The sequence below is a fragment of the Streptomyces sp. CA-251387 genome (genome assembly GCF_050936625.1).
GTDB lineage: Bacteria > Actinomycetota > Actinomycetes > Streptomycetales > Streptomycetaceae > Streptomyces.
The window spans coordinates 5,381,618-5,407,344 of the sequence record NZ_JBNJMJ010000001.1; the positions used below are offsets into that span (position 1 = coordinate 5,381,618).

Sequence of the window (25,727 nt, forward strand, 5' to 3'; positions counted from 1 at the left end):
CGGCACACGATGCCGGGCTGACGCTCGTATCGCAGGGGCCGTCTCCTCGGGAGGCGGCCTCTTTGCCTGTCACCAGGCGGACGGGTCGCGGGCGTCCACGGCGGAGACGGTGCCGTCGGGGGCGGCCGCATAGACACGGCCATCGCCGAGCACGGGCTCGGGCAGGTCGGGCGACAGCCGGTCCTCCGCGCCGAGCCGGGGCGGCGTCTGGCCCAGGAGGCTGCCGCCCCGGGCGTCCACGGCGAGCAGCCGGCCGTCAGGTGCCGTGACGTACACATGGCGGCCGTCGGTGACGGGCGACGACGTCCGCAGCACGGACGTCTGCAGACTCCACAGCTGCCTGCGCGCCTTCACGTCGACGGCGACCAGCGAACCGTCGCCGCCCATGAGGTAGACGACGTTCCCGCGCACGGTGCCGTGCGCCTGCGGGAGAGGCAGGGGCAGCGACACCCGCCTCGACGTGCGGTCCGCGGGGGAGTAGCGGACGACGGCCCGCGTCTCGCTGTAGACGCCCTCGACGGAGACGAAGAAGGCCGACCCGTCCGACGTACCGACGAGCTCCAGCGTCCCGTCCAGCCGGGCGTCCCAGCGCACATCACCCGTGGCCGGGTCGACCGCGGTGACCCGCGTGCTCGACCCGTCGTCGGACGTGCTCGTCGTGTACGCCAGTGGATCTCCGGCGAACGAGACGAAGTACGGCATCTGGTGCCCCGGCAGGCTTCGGGTCCACTTCGTGTCGCCCGAAGCACCCTCCACCCCGGTGACCGTGCCGTCGGCGCCGGTGAGCAGCAGCATGCCGCCGACGGTCGCCAGCCCGTCGTACGCGGGCACGTTCCGCTGCCAATGCGCCTTGCCCGTAGCGGGATCGAGCGCCTCCAGCCGGCTGCCCTGCCCCGATGACGCGTGTACGAGGCCGCCCGCCACGGCCGGGGGCCCGTTCACGTCCGACGTGTCGACGGGGTGCCGCCACAGCAGCCGGCCGTCCAGCGGGTCGAGCGCGAAGAGGAGCCCGGTACGGGCGCACAGCACCTTCCCCGCACCGTACGAACAGTGGGGCGTACCCTTCTTGGGCGCCGGTGCCGCCGTCCACGCGCCGAACCCGGCCGACGTGGTCCGCGCGCCCTCCCGCTTCGGTGTCGGGTCCGCACCGCCGAGCAGATGCACGGAGGCCAGCGCGACGACCGCGGCGAGCCCGACGGCCCCGGCCCCGAGGGCGATCAGCCTGCGCCGACGCCTCCCGCCCGACCTCCCGGACCGCTCCTCGCCACCGGACCCCGACCCGGACCTGGACCCAGACCCGGACTCCGACTCCGCATCCGGCTCCGACTCGGGCGGCTTCTCACTGGCCCGCTGCGCCGGAATGAACGCCTGCGTGTCGTACGACGCCGCCACCGACCGCAGCTCCCGCATCAACTCGTCGGGCGTAGGCCGGTCCTCGGGTTCCTTGGCGAGGCACCTCAGCACGAGCGGCGCCAGATTCCCCGGTACGCCGGCCAGGTCCGGCTCGTCATGCACGACCTGGTAGGCGACGACGTACGGACTGTCCGAGTCGAACGGCCCCCGCCCCGTCGCCGCATGCACCATGACGGACCCGAGCGCGAAGATGTCGGCAGCCGGCCCGACCTCCCGCGGCCGCCGGAACTGCTCGGGTGCCATGAACGGCGGCGTACCGATCAACTTCCCGGTCTCGGTCCGCAGTTCGCTGTCCTTTGGCCGAGAAATACCGAAGTCGATGACCTTCGGCCCGTCGTCGGCGAGCAGCACATTGCTCGGCTTCAGATCCCGGTGCACCACGCCGACCCGGTGTATGTCGCGCAGCGCCTCCGCCAGCCCGGCCATCAGCCGCCGCAGCTGCGCCGGTTCCATCGGACCGTTCCGCTTCACATGGTCGGAGAGTGTCGGCCCGGGGATGAAGAGCGTGGCCATCCAGGGTCGTTCGGCCTCCGGATCGGCGTCGACCACGGGCGCGGTGAAGGCACCGCTCACCCTGCGCGCCGCGCCCACCTCCTGCCGGAAGCGCCCCCTGAACTCGGGATCCCGCGCGAACTCCGCATGCACGACCTTCACCGCGAGCTGCATGCCCGAGGTGCTCCGCGCCAGATGTACGACGCCCATGCCACCGGACCCCAGGTGCGACTCCAGGCGGTAGTGACCGGCGTACTCCGGAAGTTCCGCTTCCGCGCCCCCTCCGGCGTTCTGCTGTGGCGCCATTGGGACCACCCCCGTGCTGTTCGTCCGCGCGCGCGACGCACGGAGCCTAGTCGATGACTCGTGCGAGGCAGAGGCGGCTTGCTAGCCTCCGTGTTCCCAACACGCACATGTGTGCGTGGCGTGATTTAGGGGAATCAACGGGACCCCATGGGCGTCATGGGGATCAACGGGGGAGGTTTTTCATGTCTTTGGACCGCGCTGAAGAGGTCGAGAGAGCCGCAGAGGCCGAGGTCGGCGAGGACGCCGTCACGACATTGGCGGCCACGGCGGTCACGACCACGGCGGTGCGCTACTACCCGGTCGCGCCGGGCGTCCGCCTGAACGTCCGCCGGGGCCCCGGCACCCAGTACTCCATCGTCCGCGTCCTGCCCGAGGGCGCCATGATCCCGATCTACTGCCAGACACCGGGCACGACGGTGGCCGGCCCCTACGGCACGTCGAACATCTGGGACAACATCGACAACGGCGAGTACGTCTCGGACGCCTACGTGAACACGGGCAGCGACGGCTACGTCCGCCCGCGCTGCTCCTGACCCGGACTGATCCGGACTGACCCGATCGGACCGAGACCGACCCGGGTCCGCCGGAAACCCGTACGGAGCCCGCGGCCACACCGGAGCCATAATCGACGCGTGAGCGAGAAGAACGGCACCCCGGACACCCCCGCGGGCTCCACGGGCCCCCGCCCCGAGCCCCTCCGCTTCTTCGGCACGACCTGGGTCGACCACACGGGCGGCTACACCGCCCGCCGCATCGGGGTGGCCGCCGGCTCCCTCGTCACCGCGGCCGCCTCCTGCCTGGTCCTGCGCTTCGCCTACGAGGGCATCCAGATCGCCGCCGTCGGCAGCTTCGTCACCGTCCTGGTGGTGGTGATGTTCGCGGTGTGCAGCGCCCTCGCCTTCCGCCACACCTGGGACGGCTTCACCAAACGCCCCGACCCGCACCGCCATGCCAGCCTCCGCAGCCTCCTCATGATCGGCTTCGTCGGCTCCCTCCTCGCCTACTTCTTCCGCTCCCTCACCGAGGCCCCTGGCGAGAAACTCCACCGCGAGGAATACGAGGCGGCCCGCAAACAACACGAGAACCGCACCACCCGCCGCACAGGCAACCCCTCAAAGAAGCGCCGCCGCACGGGGTGACTCCGTCGGTTGGGCCGAACCACCCCGCGCGTCGCTTTCCCGACACTCCGGCGTCGGCGTGGCCCTGCTGGGGGCCTGCGGCCCCCAGACCCCCACTTCGGCCCTGAAGGGGCCTCGTCCTCAAACGCCGGACGGGCTGAAATTGCCTGGACCGGGGCCGAGAGGCGCGGCTGACCGCGTGCCGAGACGCAAGCCCCCGCGGGCCCGCGGGGGCGTACGGCGGGAAGGGGACGTGTCGGGGGGTGTCCGCCCGCAGTGGCCGGCGTCAACACGCGGTACCTCCTGGCCTAAGTCCGGCCGCCGGTCCGAGGACGGACACCCCCCGGCGCGGCCCCGACCCACCCACCGACCCGTAGGCGCTACGCGCACCCCCACCTCACCCGCACAGGCGCCGCAGGCATGAACGCGCACCCCCACCACCCGCACGCACCCTCGGCTCAACCGCCGGAGGCACACCGCACCAACCAGCCGCCACCATGACCGTATGACGGCCCCTTCCCACACCGCCCGCGCCCGCTCCTTCAACGCCGCCGCAGCCCAGTACGCCGCGAACCGCCCCTCCTACCCACCCGCCCTCTTCGACGCGATCGAGGATCTCGCCGACCGCCCCCTCCCCGGCGCGCGCGTCATCGACGTGGGCGCCGGCACCGGCATCGCCACCGCCCTCCTCCGCGGACGAGGCGCCGACGTCCTCGCAGTGGAACCCGGCGACGGCATGGCGGCCCAGTTCCGCCAAACCCACCCCGACATACCCATCGTCCGCGGCAACGGCAACGCCCTCCCCGTGGCCACCGCCTCCGCCGACTTCATCACCTACGCCCAGGCCTGGCACTGGACCGACCCCACCCGATCGGCACCGGAGGCCCTCCGCGTACTGCGCCCCGGCGGCGCGCTCGCCCTGTGGTGGAACACCACCCCGCTGGACATCCCCTGGCACGCCGCGCAAGCGCAACGCATCGAGCGCCGCTTCGGCACCCACCCCGCCGTCGAGCAGAACGCCAGCGGTGCCCGAGCAGCCCTGGCAGACCCCACCGGCCGCCTCACCTTCGCCCGCCGCAAGGTCCGCTGGAGCCGCCGCGTCCCGATCGACACCCATCTGGCGAACATCGGCAGCCACTCGATCTTCCTGGTGCACGGCACCGAGGCGAGCACCGCCTTCCTCGCCGAGGAGAAGCGGCTCCTCCTCAACACCTTCCCGGACGGAATCATCGAAGAGACCTACGACGTGGACCTCCTCGTCGCCCCCACCCCCTGACCTCATCTGCACCCGTCGGCGCAACGCCGAGCCGCGAGAGGGCAGGCGACCTGCAGGCCCGGGCAGTCACGGGCACTCGACCCGCCCCCCGGCCCCCGCCCCCCGGCACAGCGCATCGCCTGGTCCACCGCCGCTTCAGGCAGCCCCTCGACGCTTGACGGCTCACTCCCACCGGAGCATTATTCATCACATGATGAATTACTCTTCCGTCCGATCCGATCCCCCCGACTCCCTCGACTCCCCCGCCATCCGAGCCGAGACCCTGAACGTCGTACGCGGCACCCGCCAAGTACTCCGCAACCTCGACTTCACCGTCCCGCACGGCCAGATCACCGGCCTGCTGGGCCCGTCCGGCTGCGGCAAGTCGACTCTCATGCGAGCGATCGTCGGCACCCAGGCCAAGGTCACCGGCACCCTCGACGTCCTCGGCCGCCCCGCCGGCCACCCCTCCCTGCGCACCCGCATCGGCTACGTCACCCAAGCCCCCTCCGTCTACGACGACCTGACGATCCGCCAGAACCTCACCTACTTCGCCGCGATTCTCGACCCCGGCCACGCAGCCGCCGACCGGCGCCACGAGAACGTCACCCGTGCCATCGCCGACGTCGACCTCACCAGCCACGCCGACGCCCTCGCCGGCAACCTCTCCGGCGGCCAGCGCAGCCGCGTCTCCCTGGCCGTCGCCCTCCTCGGCACCCCCGAACTCCTCGTCCTCGACGAACCGACCGTCGGCCTCGACCCGGTCCTGCGCCGCGATCTCTGGAACCTCTTCCACGACATCGCCGCCTCCCGCGGCGCCACCCTCCTCATCTCCTCCCACGTCATGGACGAGGCCGAGCGCTGCCACCGCCTCCTCCTCATGCGCGAGGGCCAGATCCTCGCCGACGACACCCCGGACGCCCTGCGCACCCGTACGAACTCCGAGACGGTCGAGGCGGCCTTCCTGCACCTGGTCGACGAGGCGACAGCGGCCGCCCGCGCGAAGGAGACCACGCGATGACCACGACGACGAGCACGCCCACGACGCTCCGGCCCGCCCCCGCAGGCGCCCTGAACCCCGCCCGCACGGCCGCCACCGCCGCCCGGGTCCTGCGCCAGCTCCGCCACGACCCACGCACCATCGCGCTGATGCTCCTGATCCCCTGCGTGATGCTGTTCCTACTGCGCTACGTCTTCGACGGCAGCCCGCGCACCTTCGACAACATCGGCGCCTCCCTCCTCGGCATCTTCCCGTTGATCACGATGTTCCTGGTCACCTCCATCGCCACCCTGCGCGAACGCACGTCGGGCACCCTCGAACGCCTCCTCGCCATGCCCCTCGGCAAGGCCGACCTGATCGCCGGCTACGCGCTCGCCTTCGGCACCCTCGCGATCATGCAGTCCGCCCTGGCGACCGGGCTCGCCCTCTGGTTCCTCGGCCTGGACGTCACCGGCAGCCCCTGGCTGCTCCTGCTCGTGGCCCTGCTCGACGCACTGCTCGGCACCGCGCTCGGTCTCTTCGTCTCGGCCTTCGCGGCCTCCGAATTCCAGGCCGTCCAGTTCATGCCCGCCGTGATCTTCCCCCAGCTCCTGCTCTGCGGCCTCTTCACTCCCCGCGACAACATGCACCCCGCCCTCGAGGCCATCTCCAACGTCCTCCCGATGTCCTACGCGGTCGACGGCATGAACGAAGTCCTCAAGCACACCGACATGACCGCCAACTTCGTACGCGACGCCCTGATCGTGGCGGGCTGCGCCCTGCTGGTCCTGGGCCTGGGCGCGGCGACCCTGCGACGCAGGACGGCATGACCGCTCCGGCAGTCGCCACGGCACGCGCGCACCCGGTCTCCCGCGCCTCCCGCCCGTCCCGCCCACCGGACACGCCACCTCAAAGGCCGCCCCCGGTGCGAGGATGAACCCGGACGACGCAACCCTCGGAGGGCACCCCAGCCATGACCCAGAAAGTCGCAGTCCTCGGCACCGGCAAGATCGGCGAAGCCCTGCTCAGCGGAATGATCCGCGGCGGCTGGGCCCCGGCCGATCTCCTGGTGACGGCCCGCCGCGCGGAACGAGCCGAAGAACTCCGCACCCGCTACGGAGTCACCCCGGTCACCAACGCGGAAGCCGCCAAGACCGCCGACACCCTGATCCTCACGGTCAAGCCGCAGGACATGGGCACCCTGCTCGACGAGCTCGCCTCGCACGTCCCCGCCGACCGCCTGGTCATCAGCGGAGCCGCCGGCATCCCCACCTCCTTCTTCGAGGAGCGCCTGGCCCCCGGCACGCCGGTCGTCCGCGTCATGACCAACACCCCGGCCCTCGTCGACGAGGCCATGTCCGTCATCTCCGCCGGCACCCACGCCAGCGAGTCCGACCTCGCCCACGCCGAGGAGATCTTCGGCGCCGTGGGCAAGACCCTCCGCGTCCCCGAGTCCCAGCAGGACGCCTGCACCGCCCTCTCCGGCTCCGGCCCGGCGTACTTCTTCTACCTGGTCGAAGCCATGACGGACGCCGGCATCCTCCTGGGCCTGCCCCGCGACAAGGCCCACGACCTCATCGTCCAGTCCGCGATCGGCGCCGCGACGATGCTCCGCGACAGCGGCGAGCACCCCGTCAAGCTGCGCGAGAACGTGACCTCCCCCGCCGGCACCACCATCAACGCCATCCGCGAACTCGAGAACCACGGCGTGCGAGCCGCCCTCATCGCGGCCCTCGAAGCCGCCCGCGACCGCAGTCGCGAACTGGCCTCCGGCAACAACGGCTGACGCACCCGGCCGCCCCTGCCCAGGGGCGGCCCAGCACCACTCCCAAGCAGGCGCCCCTAAACAGTCACGCGGATATCCGCGGCCGCAGCCGCCGGCAGCAACCCGATCGCCCGATACGCGGCATCCACGGTCGGCCGCGCCATCGCCCGAGCCCGCTCCGCACCATCCCGCAGCACCCCCTCCACATAGCCAGGATCCGCGCACAGCTCCCTGTGCCTCTCCTGTACGGGCCTGAGGACCTCCACCACGGCCTCCGCGGTGGCTGACTTCAAAGCGCCGTACGACTCATATACACCGCTCAGGTCCGATGGGTTCCCACCCGTGCACGCCGCCAGAATCTCCAGCAGATTCGCCACCCCCGGCTGCGCGGCCGGGTCGTACACGACCTCCCACCCGCTGTCGGTGACGGCCCGCATGACCTTCTTCCGCACCACATCCGGCTCGTCGAGCAGATAGACGATCCCCGGCCCGGCGTCATCGCTCTTGCCCATCTTCGACGTCGGATCCTGCAGATTCATCACCCGAGCCGCGACCTGCGGATGCGTGGCCCGAGGCACCACGAACGTATGCCCGTACCGCTGGTTGAACCGCACCGCGAGATCCCGCGTCAGCTCCACATGCTGCGCCTGATCGTCCCCGACCGGTACCTCCTCGGCCCCGTACGCCAGGATGTCCGCCGCCATCAGCACGGGGTACGTCAGCAGCGACAGCCGCACGCCCCCGCCCCGCTCCCGCTCGCGCGCGGCCTTCTCCTTGTACTGGATCATCCGCCGCATCTCGCCATCGGTGGCCACGCACTCCAGCACATACGACAGCCGCGCGTGCTCATCCACATGACTCTGTACGAAGACGGTGCACAACTCCGGATCCAGCCCAGCCGCCAGCAACAGCGTCGCCGCCTGCCGACTCAGCCTGCGCACCCGCGCCGGATCGTGGTCCACGGTCAGCGCATGCAGATCGACGATGCAGAACAGCGCGTCGGCCTGGCGCTGATCGACGACAGCCCACCGCCGCATGGCCCCCAGGTAGTTACCCAGCGTCAGATGCCCGGTCGGCTTGACCCCGCTGAAGACCCGCGTCATCTCTACTCCTCCTCCTGGTCGAGGCCGCCGTCCCCGGCCGGCCGACCCTCTGGAGCTCTGGAGGGAGATACGAGAACGGCCGCCGAGGCGGCGGCCGTTGAGTGCATACGTGAGTATCGGCCGCCGTCAGGCGGCCCACCACAGCTGGGTACACGTACGCGTCGTCATACGTCCAAGACTACGCCCCCTGGGGCGCCGTCGGGAGCGAAGTTGACACGCCTCGAGCCCATCCGTACTGTTCTCCGAGTTGTCCGACGTGAGCGCCGACTCCGGTCGGTCCCCGGACAGCCACTCCGCAAGTACCAACCATCACTCGACGACAGTCGTCTGTCTGCCGTCGCGCCATTGGCATGCGTATTTACGGAATGAGGAATCCACGTTCGAAAGAACGCGGCCCCCGATTAGCTCGGGAGCCGGGAATCCGCTAAAGTCTCACTCGTCGGAACGGCCCAACAGCCGTGAAGACAAGCCCGACTGACCGGGAATCGGATCCGAAAGGATCTGATAGAGTCAGAACCGCCGGAAAGGGAAACGCGAGAGCGGGAACCTGGAAAGCGCCGAGGAAATCGGATCGGAAAAGGATCTGATAGAGTCGGAAACGCAAGACCGAAGGGAAGCGCCCGGAGGAAAGCCCGAGAGGGTGAGTACGAAGGAAGCGACCGTTCCTTGAGAACTCAACAGCGTGCCAAAAGTCAACGCCAGATATGTTGATACCCCGACACCGGGATTGTTCCTGGTGGCGAGGTTCCTTTGAAAAAACACAGCGAGGACGCTGTGAACGGTCGGGCTTATTCCGCCTGACTGTTCCGCTCTCGTGGTGTCACCCCGATTACGGGGAAGCATTCACGGAGAGTTTGATCCTGGCTCAGGACGAACGCTGGCGGCGTGCTTAACACATGCAAGTCGAACGATGAACCACTTCGGTGGGGATTAGTGGCGAACGGGTGAGTAACACGTGGGCAATCTGCCCTGCACTCTGGGACAAGCCCTGGAAACGGGGTCTAATACCGGATATGACCATCTTGGGCATCCTTGATGGTGTAAAGCTCCGGCGGTGCAGGATGAGCCCGCGGCCTATCAGCTTGTTGGTGAGGTAACGGCTCACCAAGGCGACGACGGGTAGCCGGCCTGAGAGGGCGACCGGCCACACTGGGACTGAGACACGGCCCAGACTCCTACGGGAGGCAGCAGTGGGGAATATTGCACAATGGGCGCAAGCCTGATGCAGCGACGCCGCGTGAGGGATGACGGCCTTCGGGTTGTAAACCTCTTTCAGCAGGGAAGAAGCGAAAGTGACGGTACCTGCAGAAGAAGCGCCGGCTAACTACGTGCCAGCAGCCGCGGTAATACGTAGGGCGCAAGCGTTGTCCGGAATTATTGGGCGTAAAGAGCTCGTAGGCGGCTTGTCACGTCGGTTGTGAAAGCCCGGGGCTTAACCCCGGGTCTGCAGTCGATACGGGCAGGCTAGAGTTCGGTAGGGGAGATCGGAATTCCTGGTGTAGCGGTGAAATGCGCAGATATCAGGAGGAACACCGGTGGCGAAGGCGGATCTCTGGGCCGATACTGACGCTGAGGAGCGAAAGCGTGGGGAGCGAACAGGATTAGATACCCTGGTAGTCCACGCCGTAAACGGTGGGCACTAGGTGTGGGCAACATTCCACGTTGTCCGTGCCGCAGCTAACGCATTAAGTGCCCCGCCTGGGGAGTACGGCCGCAAGGCTAAAACTCAAAGGAATTGACGGGGGCCCGCACAAGCGGCGGAGCATGTGGCTTAATTCGACGCAACGCGAAGAACCTTACCAAGGCTTGACATACACCGGAAAGCATCAGAGATGGTGCCCCCCTTGTGGTCGGTGTACAGGTGGTGCATGGCTGTCGTCAGCTCGTGTCGTGAGATGTTGGGTTAAGTCCCGCAACGAGCGCAACCCTTGTCCCGTGTTGCCAGCAGGCCCTTGTGGTGCTGGGGACTCACGGGAGACCGCCGGGGTCAACTCGGAGGAAGGTGGGGACGACGTCAAGTCATCATGCCCCTTATGTCTTGGGCTGCACACGTGCTACAATGGCCGGTACAATGAGCTGCGATACCGCGAGGTGGAGCGAATCTCAAAAAGCCGGTCTCAGTTCGGATTGGGGTCTGCAACTCGACCCCATGAAGTCGGAGTCGCTAGTAATCGCAGATCAGCATTGCTGCGGTGAATACGTTCCCGGGCCTTGTACACACCGCCCGTCACGTCACGAAAGTCGGTAACACCCGAAGCCGGTGGCCCAACCCCCTTGCGGGGAGGGAGCTGTCGAAGGTGGGACTGGCGATTGGGACGAAGTCGTAACAAGGTAGCCGTACCGGAAGGTGCGGCTGGATCACCTCCTTTCTAAGGAGCATCTAGGCCGCCAAGCTTGCTTGGTGGTCCAGAGCCACTACGTCGGCGAACGATCGACGGTGGTTAGCTCATGGGTGGAACGTTGACTACTCGGCACACTTGACCAGCTTTTCTTCCTAGTACTGCTTCGGCGTGGAACGGAATGGGGAGTGGCGAGGGTGTCGGGCACGCTGTTGGGTGTCTGAGGGAATGGATTTTTCCTCAGTTGCCGGCCCCAGTGCACTCGAACCTAGGTTCGGGGTGATGGGTGGTTGGTCGTTGTTTGAGAACTGCACAGTGGACGCGAGCATCTGTGGCCAAGTTTTTAAGGGCGCACGGTGGATGCCTTGGCACCAGGAACCGATGAAGGACGTGGGAGGCCACGATAGGCCCCGGGGAGTCGTCAACCAGGCTTTGATCCGGGGGTGTCCGAATGGGGAAACCCGGCAGTCGTCATGGGCTGTCACCCATACCTGAACACATAGGGTATGTGGAGGGAACGCGGGGAAGTGAAACATCTCAGTACCCGCAGGAAGAGAAAACAACCGTGATTCCGGGAGTAGTGGCGAGCGAAACTGGATGAGGCTAAACCGTATACGTGTGAGACCCGGCAGGGGTTGCGTATGCGGGGTTGTGGGATCTCTCTTTCACGGTCTGCCGGCTGTGAGACGAGTCAGAAACCGTTGATGTAGGCGAAGGACATGCGAAAGGTCCGGCGTAGAGGGTAAGACCCCCGTAGTCGAAACGTCAGCGGCTCGTTTGAGAGACACCCAAGTAGCACGGGGCCCGAGAAATCCCGTGTGAATCTGGCGGGACCACCCGCTAAGCCTAAATATTCCCTGGTGACCGATAGCGGATAGTACCGTGAGGGAATGGTGAAAAGTACCCCGGGAGGGGAGTGAAATAGTACCTGAAACCGTGTGCCTACAAGCCGTGGGAGCGTCGGACATCAGCTTGCTGGTGTCTCGTGACTGCGTGCCTTTTGAAGAATGAGCCTGCGAGTTTGCGGTGTGTTGCGAGGTTAACCCGTGTGGGGAAGCCGTAGCGAAAGCGAGTCCGAATAGGGCGATGTAGTAGCGCGCTCAAGACCCGAAGCGGAGTGATCTAGCCATGGGCAGGTTGAAGCGGAGGTAAGACTTCGTGGAGGACCGAACCCACCAGGGTTGAAAACCTGGGGGATGACCTGTGGTTAGGGGTGAAAGGCCAATCAAACTCCGTGATAGCTGGTTCTCCCCGAAATGCATTTAGGTGCAGCGTCGTGTGTTTCTTGCCGGAGGTAGAGCACTGGATAGGCGATGGGCCCTACCGGGTTACTGACCTTAGCCAAACTCCGAATGCCGGTAAGTGAGAGCGCGGCAGTGAGACTGTGGGGGATAAGCTCCATGGTCGAGAGGGAAACAGCCCAGAGCATCGACTAAGGCCCCTAAGCGTACGCTAAGTGGGAAAGGATGTGGAGTCGCACAGACAACCAGGAGGTTGGCTTAGAAGCAGCCACCCTTGAAAGAGTGCGTAATAGCTCACTGGTCTAGTGATTCCGCGCCGACAATGTAGCGGGGCTCAAGCGTACCGCCGAAGTCGTGTCATTGCGATATGTACCCCCAACGGGGATCGTGATGGGTAGGGGAGCGTCGTGTGCCGGGTGAAGCAGCACCGGAAGGTAGTTGTGGACGGTTCACGAGTGAGAATGCAGGCATGAGTAGCGATTCACACGTGAGAAACGTGTGCGCCGATTGACTAAGGGTTCCTGGGTCAAGCTGATCTGCCCAGGGTAAGTCGGGACCTAAGGCGAGGCCGACAGGCGTAGTCGATGGATAACCGGTTGATATTCCGGTACCCGCTGTGAAGCGTCAAACATCGAACCAGGCGATGCTAAGTCCGTGAAGCCGCCCCGGAGCCTTCGGGCAAAGGGGAGTGGTGGAGCCGACGAACCAGACCTGTAGTAGGTGAGTGATGGGGTGACGCAGGAAGGTAGTCCATCCCGGGCGGTGGTTGTCCCGGGGTAAGGGTGTAGGCCGTGCGATAGGTAAATCCGTCGCACTTGTGGCTGAGACCTGATGCCGAGCCGATTGTGGTGAAGTGGATGATCCTATGCTGTCGAGAAAAGCCTCTAGCGAGTTTCATGGCGGCCCGTACCCTAAACCGACTCAGGTGGTCAGGTAGAGAATACCGAGGCGTTCGGGTGAACTATGGTTAAGGAACTCGGCAAAATGCCCCCGTAACTTCGGGAGAAGGGGGGCCAGCTCTGGTGAGAGGACTTGCTCCTCAAGCTGGGGGTGGCCGCAGAGACCAGCGAGAAGCGACTGTTTACTAAAAACACAGGTCCGTGCGAAGCCGTAAGGCGATGTATACGGACTGACGCCTGCCCGGTGCTGGAACGTTAAGGGGACCGGTTAGCTCCATTTCGGTGGGGCGAAGCTGAGAACTTAAGCGCCAGTAAACGGCGGTGGTAACTATAACCATCCTAAGGTAGCGAAATTCCTTGTCGGGTAAGTTCCGACCTGCACGAATGGCGTAACGACTTCTCGACTGTCTCAACCATAGGCCCGGTGAAATTGCACTACGAGTAAAGATGCTCGTTTCGCGCAGCAGGACGGAAAGACCCCGGGACCTTTACTACAGTTTGATATTGGTGTTCGGTTCGGCTTGTGTAGGATAGCTGGGAGACTGTGAAGCTTGGACGCCAGTTCAGGTGGAGTCGTCGTTGAAATACCAGTCTGGTCGTGCTGGATGTCTAACCTGGGTCCGTGATCCGGATCAGGGACAGTGTCTGATGGGTAGTTTAACTGGGGCGGTTGCCTCCTAAAGGGTAACGGAGGCGCCCAAAGGTTCCCTCAGCCTGGTTGGCAATCAGGTGTTGAGTGTAAGTGCACAAGGGAGCTTGACTGTGAGACCGACGGGTCGAGCAGGGACGAAAGTCGGGACTAGTGATCCGGCGGTGGCTTGTGGAAGCGCCGTCGCTCAACGGATAAAAGGTACCCCGGGGATAACAGGCTGATCTTCCCCAAGAGTCCATATCGACGGGATGGTTTGGCACCTCGATGTCGGCTCGTCGCATCCTGGGGCTGGAGTCGGTCCCAAGGGTTGGGCTGTTCGCCCATTAAAGCGGTACGCGAGCTGGGTTTAGAACGTCGTGAGACAGTTCGGTCCCTATCCGCTGTGCGCGTAGGAGTCTTGAGAAGGGCTGTCCCTAGTACGAGAGGACCGGGACGGACGAACCTCTGGTGTGCCAGTTGTTCTGCCAAGGGCATGGCTGGTTGGCTACGTTCGGGAGGGATAACCGCTGAAAGCATCTAAGCGGGAAGCCTGCTTCGAGATGAGGACTCCCACCCACTTGATGGGGTAAGGCTCCCAGTAGACGACTGGGTTGATAGGCCGGATCTGGAAGCACGGTAACGTGTGGAGGTGACCGGTACTAATAGGCCGAGGGCTTGTCCATAGAGGCTCGCGTCCACTGTGTTAGTTCTGAGGCAACGACCGTGTTTTTTCCGGTCTAACTTCATAGTGTTTCGGTGGTCATAGCGTGAGGGAAACGCCCGGTTACATTCCGAACCCGGAAGCTAAGCCTTACAGCGCCGATGGTACTGCAGGGGGGACCCTGTGGGAGAGTAGGACACCGCCGAACAAATTTTGAGAAAAGGCCCACGCCTCACGGTGTGGGCCTTTTCGCGTTTAAGCTCGCACTATGCGCTACGACCTCGTCATCTTCGACAACGACGGCGTTCTCGTCGACAGTGAACCCATCTCCAACCGGCACCTGGCGGCTTACCTGACCGAACTGGGGCATCCGACGTCGTACGAGGACTCGATACGTGACTACATGGGCTCCGCGATGCATCGGATCCATGAACTGGTCCTGGAACGTACGGGGCAGCGGTTGCCGGAGGACTTCGACGATGTCTTCCACGCGCGTGTCTTCGACGCGTTCGAGCGGGAGTTGAAGGCGGTGGCGGGAGCCCGGGTCGTCCTCGAGAAGCTTGCGGCGGACGGGGTGGCGTACTGCGTGGCGTCGTCCGGGAGTCATGAGCGGATTCGAGTGGGGCATCGGGCGACAGAGCTTGAGCGGTTCTTCGATGACGGGCGGATTTTCAGCTCGCAGGACGTGGGGCGGGGGAAGCCGGCGCCTGATCTGTTCCTGCACGCCGCCCAGCGGATGGGCGTGGAGCCGGAGCGGTGTGTTGTCGTCGAGGACAGTCCGCTCGGGGTGCAGGCCGCTGTCGCGGCCGGGATGGACGTCTACGGATTCACTGCCATGACGCCTGCCGACAGGCTTCGGGGTGCCACTCAACTCTTCTCGGACATGGGGAAGTTGGCCGGTCTGCTGGACTAACGGGGCCTGACACTCGCTGATCTGACATGCGTCATGCCGAGCTTTGGTGGCGCTGGGCCAGCCGATGATGGCTGAGGGGTTCAAGCTCTGCCCGTCGACAAAGCTGAGGAGAATTCATCTTTGGCTGGATCTACCCACGGGTAGTCCGGGGCCCTACGCTCGCCGCCATGACTGATGTGCTGCGGCGCGGTAGGGCCTCGTTGGCGTTCAGCTTCTTCGCTCAGGGTGTCGCCTTCGCGCTGCTCGTAACCCGGATTCCGGCCATTCAGGACCGGTACGGGGTCTCCGACGCGCTGCTGCCCGCGTTCCTTGCCGCCGTGCCGATCCTGGCCGGTGTCGGGAGTGTGGCGACGGAGCGGCTGGTGCGGCGCGTACCGCCGAGTCGGCTGCTGCGGTGGTCCCAGCCTGTCGTGCTCCTGGCGCTGCTCGGGGTCGGGGTGGGGGAGCGGATGGTCGAGCTGGGGGTCGCGCTCGCCGCGTTCGGGCTGGGCGTGGGTGCGCTCGACGCCTCGATGAACATGCTCGGGGTGAGTCTGCAGCGGTCGTACGGGCGCAGCATCATGCTCAGCTTTCACGCCGCGTACAGCCTGGGCGGGATCGTGGGGGCCTCGTTGGCCTGGGTGGGGGCGCACTGGGATCTGGCGCTGGTCGTCTTGTATCTGCCGGTCGTCGTGGTGTTGTTGCCGGCCGCGCTGGTGGGGAGCCGGTGGTATGTCGACGGGGGCGGTGGGGGCGTCAGGGGTGACGCCGTGGCGGAGGAGTCGAGGGAGCGCGGGCCTGTCGCCTTCAAGGTGCTGCTGCCGTTCTGTCTTGTGATGACCTTCGCGTACATCGGGGACTCGACCGTCTCCAACTGGAGCGCGAAGTATCTGCAGGACGTGCTGGGGAGCTCGGAGCAGCTGGCGACCGTGCCGTACAACGTGTACATGGTGACCACGTTGCTGGGGCGCGCCATGGGGGACTTCGGGGTGCGGCGGTTCGGGGCTGTCTCGGTGGTGCGGATGGGGGCGCTGGTGGCGGCCGGGGGGTTCGCGGTCGTGGCCGGGGCGCCGGGGCCGTGGGTCGGGATGCTGGGGTTCACGCTGCTCGGGGTGGGGTTGTGTGTGCTGGTGCCGCAGACGTTCGCGGCGGCCGGGCGGCTCGCTTCTGAGAAGTACGGTCCTGGGGCTTCGGATGCGGCTATTGCGCGTCTCAATGTGTTCAATTACGGGGGCTTTTTGATCGGTTCGCCCTTGGTGGGGGCACTGGGTGATGCGTGGAACTATCGCGGGGCCATGCTGGTGCCGATGGTGTTGGTGCTGGTGACGCTTGTGTACGCCCGGTCGTTCGCCGCTCAACCGGACCGATACGGTGGCGGGCATGAGCGGCCGCGCACAGCTGATGTGGGACGAGGCAGTAACGGGCTATGACTTCGGCCGGGACCATCCGATGGACCCGGTCCGGCTCGCCCTGACCAGGAGGCTCGTCGATGCCTTCGGGCTGGACAAGGACGTCGACGTCGTGGCGGCGCAGCCGGCCGGGGAGTCGACGTTGCGGCTGGTCCATCGGGAGGACTACATCGAGGCCGTTAAGGCGGCCTCGGCGGATCCGGGGGCGGCGGATCAGTCGTACGGGCTCGGGACGCTGGATGATCCTGCCTTTGCCGGGATGCACGAGGTCTCCGCGCTGATCGCGGGGCAGTCGGTGGGGGCCGCGGAGGCCGTGTGGCGGGGGGAGACGCTGCATGCGGTGAACTTCGCGGGTGGGCTGCATCATGCGATGCCGGGGGGCGCGTCGGGCTTCTGTATCTACAACGACGCCTCGCTGGCCATCGCTCGGCTGTTGGAGCTGGGGGCCGAGCGGGTCGCGTACATCGATGTGGATGTGCATCACGGGGACGGAGTGCAGGCGGCGTTCTGGGATGACCCGCGGGTTCTCACGATCTCGCTGCATGAGCATCCGCGGACGTTGTTCCCGCAGACCGGGTGGCCGGAGGAGACGGGGGCCGAGTCCGCGGAGGGTACGGCCGTGAATGTGGCGTTGCCGGCCGGGACCGGGGACGCGGGGTGGTTGCGGGCGTTCCATGCCGTGGTGCCGGAGCTGATCGCCGACTTTCGGCCGCAGGTTCTGGTGACTCAGCATGGGGCCGATACGCACTTCGAGGATCCGCTTGCCCATCTTGCGGTGTCGTTGGATGCGCAGCGGGCTGTGCAGGTGGCCTGTCATGATCTGGCGCACGAGTACGCCGGGGGGAAGTGGGTCGCGCTGGGCGGGGGTGGATACGCCGTGGTGGAGGTGGTGCCGCGGTCGTGGACGCATCTGGTGGGGATTGCGGCGGGGCGGCCGATTGAGCCGGAGGCGATGATTCCGGAGGGGTGGCGGCAGGAAGTTTTTGCGCGGACGCGGCAGTTGGGGCCGGTGCGGATGACTGATGGGCGGTGGCCTGTGGGGTGGGCCGGGTGGGAGGCGGGGTACGACCCCGCGGATCGGCTGGATCAGGCGGTGCTGGCTACTCGTAGGGCGGTGTTTCCGTTGCGGGGGTTGTTGGCGTAGGTGGTGGGGGTGCGCCTGGGTTTTCTCGCCCCCGCCGCCCCTACCCGTCCCATCCTGAAGGGGCGCTGCCCCTTCGACCCCGGCTCCTGGGGGCTGCCGCCCCCAGACCCCCGCTTCGGCCCTGAAGGGGCCTTGTCCTCAAACGCCGGACGGGCTGAATGCAGCCGGACGGGCTTGAATGCAGCTGTGCCCGTTAGCCCAACTGTGCGGTGTTTTCCCGTTCCCACGCCCCCGTGCCGTGCCCTCCGTCAGCATCGTTCGCGTGGTGAGTACCGGAGCCCTTCGGGCGCATCTTCTGGCCGTTCGGCTTGCCGGGGCTGTGGCTACCTCTCGGGAGGAGAGTCTCAGGAGTTATCGGCTCTTCGCTGCTCGTGATCCGCGGGTGCTCATGGGGCTGGATCCCGAGTTGAGCTGGCGGCAGCGGGATTTGATCGAGTTGATGGCGGACAAGTGTGGGGTTTCGGCCGATCCGGCGTGCACTTCCGGACTTGATGTGATCGATCCCGGGCGGACTTTGCGAGGGCTGGATGCCTTTGCCGATCGGATCGGTGCTGCCGTCCAGCGCGGCGCTCCCGTGCTGCTCGGCACCGGGCACCCCCATCGTCTGCTCGGTTTCTACGCCGCGTTGGCGGACGCGATGTCGGCGGCGGGGTGTGCCGTCCTCACCCCCGCGCATGGTCGCTGTGTCGACATAACGACCCGGTTCGGCCTACGCACGTACAACCTTGACTACGTACGAGGAGTCGCGTTGGTGCGGGAACCCGGCGCTCCGCGCACCGGGCGTGAGACCGGCGCACACACCCATTCGCCCCTCCCGGTTCGTACCGCGCTCGCCGCCGCCGCGGAGGCCGGCGGGCCGCTGCCGGAGCTGGTGATCGGGGACCACGGGTGGGTCTGCGGGGCAGGTCAGCTGGGGTTTGAGGCCATTGGTCTCGCCGATACGAATGACCCCGCGCTCTTTGTGGGGGAGGCGGAGGGGGTCGTGTCCGCCGTCGTTCCGGTTGATGACGCTGTGCGGTCTGTTTACTACCGGCCGCTTACCCGCTACGTACTCAATCGAGCGTGTCTGTCACAGTAGGCCGCCGATGGGTGCACCTCTTCCCCACTCGCATCACCCGCCCCTACATTGGGGAGTGAGCACGCAGCGACGAAGAGTCACCGGAAGGGGAAGCCGGTGGCCGTCGAGTGCGGAAGGTTCAGGTGTGTCATGGCTGCAGCTGGCGAGAGGCCTCTGAACGAGGTTCAGTTCCTTACCGTGGCGGAAGTCGCCTCGGTGATGCGAGTGTCGAAGATGACCGTGTACCGGCTGGTGCACAGCGGTCATCTGCCCGCGATCCGGGTGGGGCGGTCCTTCCGCGTCCCGGAGCAAGCGGTTCACGAGTACCTCCGCGAGAGTTATGTGGGGGTGGAAACCGCCTGACGGCAGTGGGCGAGGGGGGATCCTCAGGGCTGTTCAGGATTCCCCCGCGCCCCCTCGATTACGACCTCAGCGCTCGGGCGGGTAGGCTAGCCCCTCGTAGGTCGTGTGGGCCCATGGCGCCCAAACACCGAGTGATGAGAAGTGAGCGAGGGTAGTCGTGGGCTCTGTTATCAAGAAGCGGCGCAAGCGGATGGCCAAGAAGAAGCACCGCAAGCTGCTCAAGCGCACGCGCGTTCAGCGTCGCAACAAGAAGTAAGCGACGCCGCGAAAGCGGCGGCGTGCTTGTGGCCCCCCACCACATCCGGTGGGGGGCCACACGTGTATCGAGGTGGTGTACGAGGGGGCGAACTCTGTGCGTATGCCTGGACAAAGCCCGTGACCCGTCTGGTCGTACGCAGGGAATCCTCGTCACTTCATGCATTGGGCGGTCATCACAGCGCAACATCGAACCGCTAAGTTGGCCGCACACGGGGAACTCGGCAGGGGTACGAGTGCTGGAAGGAAGGCGCTGATCTTGGGCAAGGTCGTGCTCGTGACCGGAGTGGCCCGTCAACTGGGGGGCCGTTTCGTACGACGGATCCAGCGTGACCCGCAGGTGGACCGGGTCGTCGCCGTGGACGCGGTCCCGCCCGAGCATCATCTGGGCGGTGCCGACTTCATCCAGGCCGACATCCGGCAGCCCACCATCGCGCGGGTACTGGCCGAGAGCGGCGCCGACACGGTCGTACACATGGACGTGACCGGAACCGCGCTCGGCAGCGGCAGCCGGACCACGGTCAAGGAGACCAACGTCATCGGGACCATGCAGCTGCTCGGTGCATGTCAGAAGTCGCCCGCCGTCAAGCGACTCGTGGTCAAGTCCAGTACGAATGTCTACGGCTCCGCGCCCCGCGACCCGGCCGTGTTCACCGAGACCACCCCGCCCAAGTCCCTGCCCAGCGGCGGCTTCGCCAAGGACGCGGTGGAGGTCGAAGGCTATGTGCGGGGCTTCGCGCGGCGGCGGCCGGACGTCGCCGTGTGTGTGCTGCGGTTCGCCAACATCCTCGGGCCCAGCGCCGACACCCCCCTCGCCTCGTACTTCTCGCTGCCCGTGCTGCCGACCGTCTTCGGGTACGACCCGCGGCTGCAGTTCGTGCACGAGGACGACGTGATCGAGGTGCTGCGCATCGCCTCGCACGAGCCGGAGCGGGGCACGCTCAACAGCGGCACCTTCAACATCGCCGGCGACGGCGTCCTGCTGCTCTCGCAGTGCTCCCGGCGACTGGGCCGCCCCACCGTGCCGCTGCTGCTGCCTGCGGTCACCTGGGCGGGCTCCCTGGTGCGTACGCTGGGCATGTCGGACTTCTCGCCCGAGCAGATCCGGTTGCTCACGCATGGCCGGGTCGTGGCGACGGACCAGATGCGAGAGACGCTCGGATTCAAGCCGAAGTTCACGACGGCGGAGACCTTCGCGGAGTTCGCGCGTAGCCGCGGCCCCGGTCTGCTGCCGCCGGAGGCCCTTGCGGGGGCCGTCGACCGGATCGCCGCGTTGCCCGTCCTGGGCGGCGGACACCCCCCGACGCAGAGCGCCAACTGAGGAGCGCATCAACGATGGCGGACGCCAAGGTCATTCCGTTCGACGACGACCGGTCCCGCGGAAGCGCCGTGCAACGGCCGCAGCGGCGCCGGGGCGTGGGGAGCCGGCGCAAGAACGGTGAATCCGCGCTGGTACGCGAGGTCCAGCCTCTCCCCGGACGGTCCTTCGCGCAGGATGATGTTCCTGTGACACGTGAGGAACAGCCGCCCCAGAAGACGCAAGGCGACGGCGGCCTGGAGCGGCGCATCGCGAGCGGCCTGTCCTTCCTGCGCCGCCGCCTCACCGGGGACTACGAGGTGGACGACTTCGGATACGACGAGGAGCTCACCGACCAGGTCCTGATGTCCCTGCTGCGCCCGGTGTACGAGAAGTACTTCCGGGTCGAGGTGAAGGGCGTCGAGAACATCCCGACCGAGGGCGGCGCCCTGATCGTCGCCAACCACTCCGGGACGCTGCCGCTGGACGGCCTGATGATGCAGGTCGCCGTGCACGACCACCACCCGGCCGGCCGCCACCTGCGCCTGCTCGCCGCCGACCTGGTCTTCATGCTGCCGGTGGTCAACGAACTCGCCCGCAAGCTGGGCCACACCCTGGCCTGCGCGGAGGACGCCGAGCGGCTGCTGGGCGAGGGCGAGCTGGTCGGTGTGATGCCGGAGGGCTTCAAGGGCATCGGCAAGCCGTTCAGCGAGCGTTACAAGCTGCAGTGCTTCGGCCGCGGCGGCTTCGTCTCCACGGCCCTGCGCAGGGGCACGCCGATCATCCCGTGCTCGATCGTCGGGGCCGAGGAGATCTACCCGATGATCGGCAACGCCAAGACGCTGGCCCGGCTGCTGGGTTTCCCGTACTTCCCGCTCACCCCGACGTTCCCGTGGCTGGGCCCACTGGGCGCGATCCCGCTTCCCACCAAGTGGACGATCCAGTTCGGCGAGCCGATCCCGACGGACGGCTACCCGCCGGAGGCAGCCGAGGACCCGATGCTGATGTTCAACCTGACCGACCAGGTCAGGGAGCAGATTCAGCACACGTTGTACAAGTTGCTGGTGCAGCGGAGGTCGGTCTTCTTCTGACGCCGACCGGGTGACGCTGACGGCAGAAACGTTTGTACGACGACGGGGGTGTCCGTACCACGATGGGGGCGCCCCCTGTGACGGGGGGCGCCCCCATGGCCGTACGACTTGCTGCTCTGCTGCGGCTAGTTCGTGTCCTCGCCCTCGATGCCCAGGCCGGGAAGGAGGCCTGGGAGGAGCGGGGGGAGGGTGACGGCGGGCTCGGTGCTCGGGGTGGACGTGGACGGGGAGGTGCTGGTGCTGCCCGTGTCCTTCGGCGGGTCGAGCAGGCCGCCGGTGTTTCCGCCGAGCAGGCCCTCGCTCTCGCTGCCGGAGCCCTCGGTCGACTTGCTGGGGCTGCTGGACTGGTTGCGGTCGGAGGAGCCGCTGCCCTTGCTGGGGTGCGCCGACCGGTCGGAGCCGGAGCTGCCGATCGACGTCGATCCGGAACCGCCTCGCCGCTTGCCGTCGCCGTCCTTCGCCGGGGGCTGCGGGAGGAGGGACTCCAGCGGGGCGACCTCTTCGTCTATGGCGTCGAACACCGATGACACCTTGGCACTGACGTCCACGAGCTGGAGGGGAAGCCGCTCGCGGAGGTTGCCCCACGCCGCTCGGTGCGAGCGGGAGAAGGCGGAGAGGGCCTGGATGGGGCCGAGGGAATCAGGATGACGCTGGTATGCCTCGCGCAGCAGGCGATGCCCCTCGGAGGCGTCGTGCTGCATGCCGGACAGAGCGCGGCGGATCTCTGCGAGCGACTCGTGGTCGAGCTGTCCGCCGCGGCCGCGCTCCATCAGCCGGCGGGCCTCGCTCAGCCGGGTGGAGGCCTGGTCGAGGTAGGTGCGCCCGCGCTCGTCGTCGCCGTCGGCCAGGACGTTGAGCCTGAAGTCCTCGATGCCGCGCTTGAGGGGGTAGAGGGAGTCACCGGGCAGGGCGTCGGAGCTGGCGGCGGCCACTCCACCGAAGGCTCCCGCGGCGACACCGACGCTGAGCCCGCCCGCGGTGAGGCCCTTGGCGAGCCGTGAACGGGGCCGCAACTTCCCCAGCGGGGAGGCCCGATGAGCCCCCGTGCCCGGTCCGAACGCTGCTCGGGCAGGGCGGGGCCCGCCTCGCCTCCCACCGTGCCCTCCTGCAGCATGGCCTCCATCGCGGCCACGAGCTGGGCTCGCTGGACGACCTTGACCTCGGGGTCGAGCACGGGCTTGGGCAGCTCGCCGAGACTCTCGGTGAGGGCCAACAGGCGCCCCTGCTCGGTCTGTTCCGCAGCAGCCGGTGCCGGTGCCGATCCATCGGGCTGCTCGGCCTGCTCGGCCGCCGAGCCCCGGTCGGTCAGCTCCTCCAGGGCCTGGGCGAAGGCGTTCGCCCGCCGGTGTGCCGATACGTTCGCGATCACTGGCGGCACCTCCTCTCGTGATGACGGTCGGCTCCCCAGGGGGTCCTGAGGGTTGCACGCCCTGACCACATCCACGCGATCGAGTGAACGAAGTCGGTCAGGGAGTGACCACAGGGAGCCTGCATCCCGCACAACGAGCGGCTTGGCACTTGGGTTACGGACAGCGGATGAACGGACCGCGAAGTCAACGGACTTTCACTTACGGTGAGTTGGCGGCTGCGGAGAGTGTCGATTTTCGGGCGGGCGGCGTGTTCAGCGCGCGTCGTCCGGGAGGAGTCGGGCGAGGGTGCGAACGGCCCGGTACTGGAGGGTCTTGATGGCGCCCTCGTTCTTGCCCATGACGCGGGCGGTCTCGGCGACCGAGAGGCCCTGGAGGAAACGGAGGGTGACGCACTCCTGCTGCTGTGGGTTGAGCCGGCGTACGGCGTCGAGGAGGGCGGCGTTGGAGAGTGACTCGAGGACGGAGTCCTCCGGGGAGCGCTCGACTTCATTGGCGTCGAGCATCTCGCCGGTGGTCACCTCCAGCCGGAAGCGGCTGGACTTGAAGTGGTCGGCGACGAGGTTGCGGGCGATGGTGACCAGCCAGGCGCCGAAGTCCCGGCCCTGCCAGGTGAAGGTTCCGATGCGTCGGAGTGCCCGCAGAAAGGTCTCGCTGGTGAGGTCCTCGGCGGTGGCCTTGCCTCCGACCCGGTAGTAGATGTAGCGGTAAACGGTGTCGCTGTACTGGTCGTAGAGCCGTCCGAACGCGTCGGCCTCGCCGGCCTGTGCGCGTTCCACGAGATCCATCATGCGGGCGCTGTCGCTGTCCGCGGCCGGCCGCCGAGCGGTCGCCGCACCGGCCGAGCGTCCGCGTCTGCCGACGGCGGCGCTGCCGTCGGCGAGCGCGTAGCACGGGCCTACGGGCACGGTGGTTACGGCGAGGGCGGGGACGGCGTACGCGGTGGGGACGAAGCCGCGCAACAGGTCTTGGACCGTTGCGCGCAGCGTAGCCAGGCCCGAGGCGTCAACCCCGACGTGTGGGTACACGGGACTCCCAGAGGCAGAGCTTCCATCACGTGCAGTGCGGGACCGTTCACCCGTCGTAGCGACGGAGGGGTACCGGTTTGCGTCTGAGGAGAATAACGCTTCGTGCAGGCACTGCTACGCCCAGTTGCTCAAATCACCGATTGCGTCTCTTCTGTAACCGATTGACGGTCGATCAAGTGCCGCAGAGTGACCGGTTGTTGATCGAATTCGTCCGTGTTCGGGCTGACTCCGGGGCGTGTTGTGGCCGTGTGCAGCCAAGGGGACTGGACAGGGGGTTGTGGGGGTATGGAGTGCGGATTGGGCGCATGGCCGGGCGTGGTCAACCCGGCGCCCCGGAGGTCTCGCCCCCGCCGCCCCTACCCGTCCCATCCTCCAGGGGCTCTGCCCCTTCGACCCCGGTCCCTGGGGGTCTGCGGCCCCCAGACCCCCGCTTCGGCCCTGAAGGGGCCTCGTCCTCAAACGCCGGACAGGCTGAGTGCCGTCACCGGTGTCGAGAGGTGGCGGTGCCTGTGGATGGGTGGGGGCGGGGATGGGTGTGCGGCAATTCCGATCCAGCGGCAGGGGAGGCGTCGGCGCGGCCCGTGCGCTCCCGGTAGTTGCGTACTGCCTGCCCTGCCCTGCGCTGCCGTCCCAACCGCAGGGCTCGGGCGACCCCCGGCCGCACAGATCTCAGCCGCGCCCCGTACTACCGCCGGCGTCGATGCAGCGCGATTGCCGCAGCCGTGCCTCCGGCCACCGCGCCCACCCCGGCGGCCGCCGGGATGCCGACCTTTGCCGCCTTTCGCCCCGTGCGGTAGTCGCGTAGGCGCCAGTCCAGCCGGCGGGCGTGTTTGCGGAGCTTGGTGTCGGGGTTGATGGCGTAGGGGTGGCCGACGAGGGAGAGCATGGGGATGTCGTTGTGCGAGTCGCTGTATGCCGCGCAGCGGGAGAGGTCGAGGCCCTCTGCTGATGCCAGTGCGCGGACCGCCTCCGCCTTCGCCGGGCCGTGGAGCGGTTCGCCGACCAGCTTGCCCGTGTAGACGCCGTCCACCGATTCCGCGACCGTGCCCAGGGCGCCCGTCAGGCCGAGGCGGCGGGCGATCACCTGGGCGATCTCCACGGGGGCGGCTGTGACCAGCCATACCTTCTGGCCTGCGTCCAGGTGTGCCTGGGCGAGCGCGCGCGTGCCCGGCCAGATGCGCTCGGCCATGTACTCGTCGTAGATCTCCTCGCCGATCGACATCAGCTCGGAGACTCGGTGGCCCTTGACGATGGAGAGCGCGGAGTCGCGTGCGTCCTGCATGTGCTCGGGGTCCTCGACGCCCGCCAGCCTGAACCACGCCTGCTGCCAGGCGAACTTGGCGAGGTCGCGGGTCTCGAAGAACTTCCGCTTGTACAGGCCCCGCCCGAAGTGGAAGAGGGCGGCACCTTGCATCACGGTGTTGTCGAGGTCGAAGAAGGCGGCGGCCTTCTCGTCGCCGAGTACCGGGAACTCCGGTTCGGTCGAGGAGGTCTCCGGGACCTCCGAGGCCGTCGCTTCCTGCGACGACTTGCGCGCTGCCTCCGCAGAGGCCTCGCCTGCCAACACACTCCGCGCCGTGGCGGAGCGCCTACGGGGAGTGAGCCATCCGAGAGCGGCCATG

18 protein-coding genes, 3 rRNA genes and 1 pseudogene are annotated in these 25,727 nt (G+C 67.1%); 17 read left to right on the forward strand and 5 right to left on the reverse strand.

Going from position 1 to position 25,727, the window contains the following annotated elements:
• Positions 1-69: 69 nt before the first annotated feature.
• A complete protein-coding gene (locus ACQEV2_RS24090) occupies positions 70-2,211 on the reverse strand; it encodes a serine/threonine-protein kinase (RefSeq protein WP_433045143.1) in 2,142 nt (713 codons plus the stop codon).
• A 182-nt stretch (positions 2,212-2,393) separates the two neighbouring features.
• Between ACQEV2_RS24090 and ACQEV2_RS24095 the strand changes: the two genes are divergently transcribed.
• From ACQEV2_RS24095 to proC, 6 genes are all read left to right on the forward strand, one after another.
• A complete protein-coding gene (locus tag ACQEV2_RS24095; protein WP_433045146.1) occupies positions 2,394-2,744 on the forward strand; it encodes an SH3 domain-containing protein in 351 nt (116 codons plus the stop codon).
• Positions 2,745-2,843: 99 nt separating this feature from the next.
• Positions 2,844-3,350: an EamA/RhaT family transporter gene (locus ACQEV2_RS24100; protein ID WP_433045149.1), complete on the forward strand. Its 507-nt coding sequence runs from the start codon at positions 2,844-2,846 to the stop codon at positions 3,348-3,350.
• A gap of 484 nt (positions 3,351-3,834) precedes the next feature.
• Entirely contained in the window at positions 3,835-4,605 is a 771-nt protein-coding gene (locus ACQEV2_RS24105) for a class I SAM-dependent methyltransferase (protein WP_433045152.1), read from the forward strand.
• A 190-nt stretch (positions 4,606-4,795) separates the two neighbouring features.
• Positions 4,796-5,605, forward strand: coding sequence for an ABC transporter ATP-binding protein (locus ACQEV2_RS24110; RefSeq protein ID WP_433045155.1), 810 nt, complete (start codon positions 4,796-4,798; stop codon positions 5,603-5,605).
• Positions 5,602-6,393, forward strand: a complete 792-nt coding sequence (locus ACQEV2_RS24115) for an ABC transporter permease (RefSeq protein WP_433045158.1) — start codon at positions 5,602-5,604, stop codon at positions 6,391-6,393. The genes ACQEV2_RS24110 and ACQEV2_RS24115 overlap by 4 nt, the downstream gene beginning before the upstream one ends.
• A gap of 143 nt (positions 6,394-6,536) precedes the next feature.
• Positions 6,537-7,349: a pyrroline-5-carboxylate reductase gene (gene proC, locus ACQEV2_RS24120; protein WP_433045161.1), complete on the forward strand. Its 813-nt coding sequence runs from the start codon at positions 6,537-6,539 to the stop codon at positions 7,347-7,349.
• Positions 7,350-7,405: 56 nt separating this feature from the next.
• Here the strand turns inward: proC and trpS are convergent, their stop codons facing one another.
• Positions 7,406-8,431, reverse strand: coding sequence for a tryptophan--tRNA ligase (gene trpS / locus ACQEV2_RS24125; RefSeq protein ID WP_433045164.1), 1,026 nt, complete (start codon positions 8,429-8,431; stop codon positions 7,406-7,408).
• A gap of 842 nt (positions 8,432-9,273) precedes the next feature.
• Here trpS and ACQEV2_RS24130 point away from each other — a divergent pair.
• From ACQEV2_RS24130 to ACQEV2_RS24180, 11 genes are all read left to right on the forward strand, one after another.
• A 16S ribosomal RNA gene (locus ACQEV2_RS24130) occupies positions 9,274-10,800 on the forward strand.
• A 303-nt stretch (positions 10,801-11,103) separates the two neighbouring features.
• Positions 11,104-14,224, forward strand: a 23S ribosomal RNA gene (locus ACQEV2_RS24135).
• A gap of 69 nt (positions 14,225-14,293) precedes the next feature.
• Positions 14,294-14,410: ribosomal RNA gene (rrf, locus tag ACQEV2_RS24140) — 5S ribosomal RNA — on the forward strand.
• Together the 16S, 23S and 5S rRNA genes form the textbook arrangement of a ribosomal RNA operon.
• Positions 14,411-14,470: 60 nt before the next feature.
• Positions 14,471-15,115 carry an HAD family hydrolase gene (locus ACQEV2_RS24145; RefSeq protein ID WP_433045167.1) on the forward strand — a complete coding sequence of 215 codons (645 nt, stop codon included), beginning with the start codon at positions 14,471-14,473 and terminating at the stop codon, positions 15,113-15,115.
• Between the two features lie 167 nt (positions 15,116-15,282).
• Complete coding sequence (locus ACQEV2_RS24150; protein ID WP_433045170.1) at positions 15,283-16,524, forward strand: MFS transporter; 1,242 nt, start codon at positions 15,283-15,285, stop codon at positions 16,522-16,524.
• Positions 16,475-17,647, forward strand: a complete 1,173-nt coding sequence (locus ACQEV2_RS24155; protein WP_433045173.1) for an acetoin utilization protein AcuC — start codon at positions 16,475-16,477, stop codon at positions 17,645-17,647. Before ACQEV2_RS24150 ends, ACQEV2_RS24155 begins: the two co-directional genes overlap by 50 nt.
• A gap of 262 nt (positions 17,648-17,909) precedes the next feature.
• Complete coding sequence (locus tag ACQEV2_RS24160) at positions 17,910-18,725, forward strand: phosphatase (RefSeq protein ID WP_433045176.1); 816 nt, start codon at positions 17,910-17,912, stop codon at positions 18,723-18,725.
• Positions 18,726-18,854: 129 nt separating this feature from the next.
• On the forward strand, positions 18,855-19,067 hold the full coding sequence (locus tag ACQEV2_RS24165) for a helix-turn-helix domain-containing protein (protein ID WP_004984898.1): 213 nt from the start codon (positions 18,855-18,857) through the stop codon (positions 19,065-19,067).
• A gap of 157 nt (positions 19,068-19,224) precedes the next feature.
• Entirely contained in the window at positions 19,225-19,323 is a 99-nt protein-coding gene (locus tag ACQEV2_RS24170; protein WP_003948845.1) for a 30S ribosomal protein bS22, read from the forward strand.
• Between the two features lie 258 nt (positions 19,324-19,581).
• Positions 19,582-20,643, forward strand: a complete 1,062-nt coding sequence (locus ACQEV2_RS24175) for an NAD-dependent epimerase/dehydratase family protein (RefSeq protein ID WP_433045179.1) — start codon at positions 19,582-19,584, stop codon at positions 20,641-20,643.
• Between the two features lie 14 nt (positions 20,644-20,657).
• Positions 20,658-21,710 carry a lysophospholipid acyltransferase family protein gene (locus tag ACQEV2_RS24180; protein ID WP_433045182.1) on the forward strand — a complete coding sequence of 351 codons (1,053 nt, stop codon included), beginning with the start codon at positions 20,658-20,660 and terminating at the stop codon, positions 21,708-21,710.
• Positions 21,711-21,835: 125 nt separating this feature from the next.
• Here the strand turns inward: ACQEV2_RS24180 and ACQEV2_RS24185 are convergent.
• The 3 genes and pseudogenes from ACQEV2_RS24185 to ACQEV2_RS24195 form a co-directional block, all read right to left on the reverse strand.
• A pseudogene (locus ACQEV2_RS24185) lies at positions 21,836-23,079 on the reverse strand (DUF5667 domain-containing protein).
• 252 nt (positions 23,080-23,331) lie between these two features.
• Entirely contained in the window at positions 23,332-24,105 is a 774-nt protein-coding gene (locus tag ACQEV2_RS24190; RefSeq protein ID WP_433045185.1) for an ECF subfamily RNA polymerase sigma factor, BldN family, read from the reverse strand.
• A 685-nt stretch (positions 24,106-24,790) separates the two neighbouring features.
• The gene (locus ACQEV2_RS24195; protein ID WP_433045188.1) at positions 24,791-25,726 is read right to left on the reverse strand and encodes an HAD family hydrolase; all 936 of its coding nucleotides are present in this window, start codon (positions 25,724-25,726) and stop codon (positions 24,791-24,793) included.
• Between the last annotated feature and the right edge of the window lies 1 nt (position 25,727).